Origin of the sequence: Bradyrhizobium sp. Mp27, assembly GCF_029953005.1 — a bacterium.
GTDB lineage: Bacteria > Pseudomonadota > Alphaproteobacteria > Rhizobiales > Xanthobacteraceae > Bradyrhizobium > Bradyrhizobium barranii.
The window spans coordinates 1-6036 of the sequence record NZ_JASAUS010000272.1; the positions used below are offsets into that span (position 1 = coordinate 1).

Below are 6036 nucleotides of genomic sequence, written 5' to 3' on the forward strand. Positions count from 1 at the left end.
TAAACGTCCTGCCTGACCGGCTACTGCTGTTCAGCGGCGCTGACGGCGATCATCAGGTGGGGGAGTTTCAAGTGACCATACCCGGGGGATTTTGACCGACCCACGGGGGCTCCTGATTCGCAGCAAGAATCCTCGCCGCTGTCAGGCAGAAAATCCACTCAAGCTACTGTCCGAATTTGCGGGGCCAGCTCTTTTCGATATTGCCCGCTGGGCGCCACGCAATGGCGGGGCGGTATTCTACAGTGAACCAAACCCAACTGAACAAGCAGAAGCCCAATCTGAAAAAGTTCGTTGCAACAATCGAATGATGAATAATTCGTCCGGCGCGGGGGGCTTCCCCCCGCAGCTTTCCAAGTGATCGCGAAGACACGAGAACACGTGGGGAACATTATGCACGGATAATGCACGGGAATGCACGCATGTTCCTACTCTGATCTGCCCTCAGAGGAGCTTTCCTACGCTCTGGCATCCCAGCTTCAAGTCTAATTTGTAAGTTATTTCAGAGCGTTGGATGGTGGGCGCACAAGGGATCGAACCTTGGACCTCTCCCGTGTGAAGGGAACGCTCTCCCGCTGAGCTATGCGCCCGGGACCATCATGCCGACGGCCGGACTTTCGGCCGGCCGGCACATCGGAGCCCGCGATTTAGAAGTGCGGGCCAAAGGTGTCAAGTTTCCAGGCGCCTCGAGGCCGGAAAACCTTCCGTCAATCACGCAATCGCAGGCGAAACCGTGGTTTGGGCCGCTTATGCGCCCTGCTGGCGGGCGCGGGAGGCGTGGGCCTGGAGCGCGCGGATGCGCTCGGCGAGCGTTCCGCCGCCTTCGGGCAGGGTGATTGCGGCCGCGCCATTGCCGGCGGCATCATTGGCCGGGCGGGGCGCCGGTTTCGGGGGCTGGCCGGCCTCGGCCGCAAGCAGGGCCTCGATCGGCGAGTTCGGGCCTTCGAGCTGCATCGCGAGCTTGGCGACCTCGGCAGCGATGTCGTTGATGCGTTCGCGCAGCAGCGCGTTCTCCATGCGCTCGGTCGCCCAGGAACTCTCCGCCTGCTGCTGGATCGCGTTGATGTCGCGCTGGAGCTTGGCGCGTTCGTCGCGCGCGGTGCGCAGCTGCTCCTCCAGCGCGGTCTTTTCCGCGCGGAGCGATTCGAACGCCGCCGACGACTTGCCGCCGCTTAAGCCGGCGATCTCGACGCGCAGCTCCTTGATGATGCGATCATTGCCCTCATTGGCCTGGCGGAGCTGGTTGTTCTCGTAGTCGCGCTCGGCGAGCAGCTTGCCCTGCGTGGCGAGGCGGCCTTCGAGATCGGCGACGCGGCCGGACAGCATCTCGGCCTCCTTGACCTGCACGATCAGCTGGCGATCGAGCTCGGTGACGCGCTGGCTCAGATTCTCGACACGGCCGCGCGCATCGCCGAGCTCGCGGGAGGCGGTCTCGGATTCGGTCCGCTCCTGCGTCAACCGCGCCTGCGTGGCGGCAAATTCCTTCTCGGCATCGCCGACGCGATTCTTCAGTTCCTCGATCTGCGCGCGCACCACGACCAGCTCAACCTGGCGGCTCTCCGCCATCATCGAGCGGTCGGACAGCTCGGAATTGATTTTTGCGAGCTCGCCCTGCTTGTCGGTCAGCGCAATCTCGGCCTCGCGCAAGGCTGCGGTCTTGGCGCCGAATTCCTCTTCGGTGGCGCGGAGCTGCTCCTTCACCGCCTTCTCGCGCGCCTCCAGCGCGAAGATCGTGGCGTTCTTCTCGCCGAGCTCGATCTTCATGCGGTTGATGGCGTCGCTCTTCTTGCCGAGCTCGGCGAGCTGGCTCGTGGTCTTGTTCTTGAGCTGGTCGACGCTCATCTCGAGCCGCCGCGCCGACATGGCGAATTCGGCGCGGAGCTGGTCCTTGTCGGCCTGGATCTCGGCCATCGACAGGGGAGTGGCGGCCTCGAGCCGGCGCGTGGTCAGGCGGACCGCGCGGTTATGCACCAGCGGCACGATGGCAAGCCCGCACAGCATCGAGAGCAGGAAGCCGATCGCCAGGTACATGATCGGTTCGACCATGGGGCCAGAACTCCGAAAGCAAGGAAAAATTTACCAAAGACAATGCATGGCGGGCCGGCAAAAAGCCAGCCCCGCCCTGTTGTTAACGTGAATCCGGAATTGGATGGAGGAGGGAGCCCTAGAACGGGTTCCAGGTCGCGCGCGGGGTGAATTTCAAATAGCCGATATTGGCGCCCAGCCGTAGCCCGAGGCCCGAGCGGATCGGCACCAGCACGATGTTGTTGGCGGTGAGCGCCGTCATGCCGAAGCCGCCGATGATATAGGCCGAGCCGTCGATGCCGGCGAAGCGCTGGTAGATCGCGTTGGTGGCGGGCAGGTTATAGACCAGCGTCATGGTGCGCGCGCCGTCGCCGCCCCAGTCGAAGCCGAGCGAGGGGCCCTGCCAATAGACGCGCAGGTCGCCGGCGTTCTTGGTGTAGAGCGTGCCTTCGCCGTAGCGCAGGCCGGCAACGAAGGCGCCGGACCCTTCCTCACCCAGGATATAGCCGTTGGGCAGGCCCCACTGGCTGACGGCTTTCTCGATGATCGAGGCGAGCCCGCGCGAGACGTTGCCGAAGAAGCGGTGGCCGGCGGTCACGAGTTCGTCCGGCCCATAGGTGCTGGGTGACGGGCTCCGCTGCGGCGGCGGCAAATTGGGCGGCGGCGGCTGCTGGGCGGAGGCCGGGACGATCCAGCCGACCAGCGCGGCAAGCGCGACCGCAGCAAGGCGTGATGCGAAAGTCATAAAAGAACCCCTGGTATCGAATGCCGCCGCTTCCTTAACCTGACGCCAACAGGCACGGCTCTAGGTTGCGCCGGATGTCCCCTCGACTCGGATGTTATCCGCAGCAACTATGACGGCACAACGGCAGGAAGATAGCCCTTTGCGCCCCGGAATCGCCTTGATCCGCTTTCTGGCCTGCCTGCTGGCGGGCATTTGGATCGCCTGCGCAGGTTTGCCGGCCGAGGCTGCCACCACCGAGCGGATCGTTGTCAACCGCTTCAGCGGCGTGGCGATCGAGGGGTTCGACCCCGTATCCTATTTCGTCGATGGCGCGGCCGTGCAGGGGACGGCCGAGTTCGAGGCCAACCTCTGGGGCGCGGTCTGGCGTTTCCGCAACGAGGGCAACCGGGCGTCCTTCCTGGCCCATCCCGAGATCTACGGACCGCAGTTCGGCGGGTACGATCCGGCCGATATCGCCCGCGGCGTGGCCGTCGCCGCCAATCCCCGCTTCTACGTGATTTCGGCGCAGCGGCTCTATCTGTTCAGCCGGGAGGCCAACCGCGATGCCTTCGCCGCCGACCCGGAGCGCTTCCTCTATGAGGTGCGCAAGCGCTGGCCGGCGCTCCAGGAACAGCTTGGTCAATAACAGCTCAGTCAGTAGCAGCCTGCCGCCCGCGGATCGCCCCAGGCGATGAACTCCGGGATGATGAAGCCAGTGTCGCCGCGCTGGCCGAATCGGAGCTCGCCACCCTTGCCGTCGGTGACCTTGCCGCCGGCCGCCGTCACGACCGCGCAGCCCGCCCCGACATCCCATTCGCAAGTGGGTCCGAAGCGGGGATAGATGTCGGCGCTGCCCTCCGCGATCCGGCCGAATTTCACCGCCGAGCCGACCGTCTTCCTGACCGCATTGGGCCGGCCGTCGATGAACGCTTCGCTCCTGAGGTCGCCATGGGAACGGCTCACCGCCGCGATCCAGGGCTCGCCCTGCGTCGGCAGCGTGCGGGTGCGGACCGGTTCGGCAGCACCGATGCTCGTGCCGTCGAACCTGACGCGCTCGGCGCCGCGGCCGACGATGCCGCGCCAGAGCAGGCCGAGCGCGGGCGCGGCTACGATGCCCAGCAACGGCACGCCTTCGGTCACGAGGGCGAGGTTGACGGTGAACTCGTCGCGGCCGGCAACGAACTCCTTGGTGCCGTCCAGGGGGTCGATCAGGAAGAAGCTGTCGCGGAATGGCGGCGAGGCGAGCTGGGTGCGCTCTTCCGACAGCGTCGGCACGTCGGCCGCAAGCTGCGCCAGGCCGTCAGCGATGATGCGGTCGGCGGCGAGATCGGCCTCGGTGACCGGCGAGCCGTCCTGCTTGCCGTCGACCCGCATTGCTGCGCGGTTGACCGCCAGGATCGCTTCGCCTGCCTTCACCGCCAGCGCGGTGAGCGGCTCCATCAGGTGGGAGGCGGCCGGGCCGTCGATGATCCGCTTCACCTGCATGCCTCATTCATCGGCAATTCCATCCCTACTCGACTGATTCGCCGCGGCTTTATGGCCGCTTCGAACCGATCGCAAGCTAGCTGCCACGGGCTTGCGAATGTTAGAACCTGCGGCATTCGTCAAGCATGCGTGATTCGCTGCGTCCGCGCCGTGCAATTCCAGGAACCCTTTATGTCTGACGCTCCGTCACCCGGTACCGCTACCGCTCCAGATGCGCTCGAACTCGCCGCGCTCCTGTGCTCGCGGGTCTGCCACGATCTCATCAGCCCTGTCGGCGCCATCGTCAATGGGCTCGAAGTGCTCGACGACGATCCCAAGCCCGAGGATCGCGAGTTCGCGCTCGATTTGATCCGCAAGAGCGCGAAAACCGCCTCCGCCCGCCTCCAGTTCTGTCGCCTGGCCTTCGGCGCGGCCGGCTCGTCCGGCGCGCAGATCGACCTCGGCGACGCCCAGACCATGGCGCGCGGCCATATCGAGGACGGCAAGTGCTCGATCACGTGGAATCTGCCGCGGCTCCTGCTGCCGAAGAATCGCGTCAAGCTGCTGCTCAATATGCTGGTTGTTTCCCAGCACACGATCCCGCGCGGCGGCATGCTGACGATCGATCCGATCGGCGAGGGCGAGAGCATGAGCTTTCGCGTCACCGCGACCGGTCACAATGCGCGCCTGCCGCAGAACATCTCCGAGCTCCTGAGCGGGGAGCGCGGCCCGGCCGCGGATGCGCACGCGATCCAGCCTTATTATACGCGGCTGTTGGCGGAGGCTTGCGGGCTCACCGTGAGGCTCGCGCACGAAGGCGAAGCCATCACCGTTACCGCGTCGTAGGCGCGCCGCCGCTCTCAAGCGTTAATCGAATCTTTACGAGGCGCTTCGGCTTGTCCGGAGCGCCTTATCTCTTTGTTGGTTCCGTTCTTTTGCACATACTCAACCATTATTAAACGCTTTGCGGTGAAGCTGGCCCCATTCCGAAATGGCGCATCACAAGTCGTGCGCGCCCTCCCTGTATGAAGGCCTGTTTTCATGGATGATCTGTTGCGGGAGTTTTTGACGGAAACCAGCGAGAGCCTGGACACCGTCGACAATCAGTTGGTGAAGTTCGAGCAGGAGCCGAACAACGCCAAGATCCTGGATAACATCTTCCGCCTGGTCCACACCATCAAGGGCACTTGCGGCTTCCTCGGCCTGCCGCGGCTTGAAGCGCTGGCACATGCCGGCGAGACGCTGATGGGCAAATTCCGCGACGGCATGCCGGTGACGGGGCAGGCCGTGACGGTGATCCTGTCCTCGATCGACCGCATCAAGGAGATCCTCGCAGGCCTCGAGGCGACCGAGGCCGAGCCCGAGGGCACCGACCGCGATCTCATCGACAAGCTGGAAGCGATGGTCGAGCAGGGCATGGCCGCAATGGCCGCCGGGGCTGCTGCTCCTGTCGCCGAAGCGCCGCCGCTGGTGCCGGAAGCCCCTGTTGCTGCTGCGCCTGCACCCGCCAAGGAGATGACGCAGGGCTCGCTGATCGACCAGACCCTGGAGCGCCCCTTACGTCCGGGCGAAGTCTCGCTCGACGAGCTCGAGCGCGCCTTCCGCGAGACCGCGATCGAAGCGCCGGCCCCTGTCGTCAAGGCCGAGCCTGCGCCGGCCGCTGAAGCTCCCGCGCCCGCCGCCAAGGAAGCTGCGAAGCCCGCCAAGGAAAAGGTCGCGCCGAAGAAGTCGACGGCCGACGAGAATGCAGGCGAAGGCGCCAGCATCGCCAACCAGTCGATCCGCGTCAACGTGGATACGCTGGAGCATCTGATGACCATGGTCTC

General features: G+C 65.2%; 6 protein-coding genes and 1 tRNA gene. 3 read left to right on the forward strand and 4 right to left on the reverse strand.

Going from position 1 to position 6036, the window contains the following annotated elements:
- Positions 1-512: 512 nt before the first annotated feature.
- The 3 genes from QJT78_RS47585 to QJT78_RS47595 form a co-directional block, all read right to left on the reverse strand.
- A tRNA-Val gene (locus QJT78_RS47585) sits at positions 513-587 on the reverse strand.
- Positions 588-744: 157 nt separating this feature from the next.
- Positions 745-2043, reverse strand: a complete 1299-nt coding sequence (locus QJT78_RS47590; RefSeq protein ID WP_028151235.1) for a hypothetical protein — start codon at positions 2041-2043, stop codon at positions 745-747.
- Between the two features lie 118 nt (positions 2044-2161).
- On the reverse strand, positions 2162-2767 hold the full coding sequence (locus QJT78_RS47595; RefSeq protein ID WP_028151234.1) for a DUF1134 domain-containing protein: 606 nt from the start codon (positions 2765-2767) through the stop codon (positions 2162-2164).
- 139 nt (positions 2768-2906) lie between these two features.
- Here QJT78_RS47595 and QJT78_RS47600 point away from each other — a divergent pair, with 139 nt between their 5' ends.
- Positions 2907-3392 carry a YHS domain-containing (seleno)protein gene (locus tag QJT78_RS47600; protein ID WP_038945578.1) on the forward strand — a complete coding sequence of 162 codons (486 nt, stop codon included), beginning with the start codon at positions 2907-2909 and terminating at the stop codon, positions 3390-3392.
- Positions 3393-3400: 8 nt separating this feature from the next.
- Here QJT78_RS47600 and QJT78_RS47605 read toward each other — a convergent pair whose 3' ends face one another.
- Positions 3401-4231: a 3'(2'),5'-bisphosphate nucleotidase CysQ gene (locus QJT78_RS47605; RefSeq protein WP_028151232.1), complete on the reverse strand. Its 831-nt coding sequence runs from the start codon at positions 4229-4231 to the stop codon at positions 3401-3403.
- Between the two features lie 171 nt (positions 4232-4402).
- Here QJT78_RS47605 and QJT78_RS47610 point away from each other — a divergent pair, with 171 nt between their 5' ends.
- Together QJT78_RS47610 and QJT78_RS47615 are read left to right on the forward strand one after the other, a co-directional pair.
- On the forward strand, positions 4403-5056 hold the full coding sequence (locus QJT78_RS47610; protein WP_028151231.1) for a histidine phosphotransferase family protein: 654 nt from the start codon (positions 4403-4405) through the stop codon (positions 5054-5056).
- A 195-nt stretch (positions 5057-5251) separates the two neighbouring features.
- A partial coding sequence (locus QJT78_RS47615) for an Hpt domain-containing protein (RefSeq protein ID WP_281460741.1) occupies positions 5252-6036 on the forward strand: 785 nt, incomplete at its 3' end.